Genomic DNA, 244 nt, shown 5'->3' with positions numbered 1-244 from the left:
ATTGCAAATCCATCGCTCTCCCCCCAGACTCTATCAAATAAAGGAGCAGCCTCTTACCGAGCGACTGCTCAGTATCACTTTACTTATTGTAACAAACGTTGGGAGGCAAAAAAAGCTTTTCTTTCATTCTTTTCCCTTCATTCCTAGCAGGAAGAGATTATAAATGGAATCAACATGGGAGACCAGGTCGTATTTACACTGCTTCATAACCCATGATGTCGTCACTCCGTCCAATGTTCCAAAG

The 244-nt window shown here is 42.6% G+C and carries 1 protein-coding gene; it reads right to left on the bottom strand.

Translation table 11 applies throughout. The features are described from left to right. Window positions 1-123 precede the first annotated feature (123 nt). Window positions 124-244, bottom strand: a 121-nt coding sequence (locus SB773_RS34085; protein WP_410594917.1) for a TetR/AcrR family transcriptional regulator C-terminal domain-containing protein, incomplete at its 5' end; no start/stop codon positions are given.

It is taken from the genome of Bacillus sp. SIMBA_074, assembly GCF_046534555.1.
Classification (GTDB): domain Bacteria; phylum Bacillota; class Bacilli; order Bacillales; family Bacillaceae_G; genus Bacillus_A; species Bacillus_A mycoides.
This window is presented reverse-complemented; position numbering and strand designations above follow the sequence as displayed.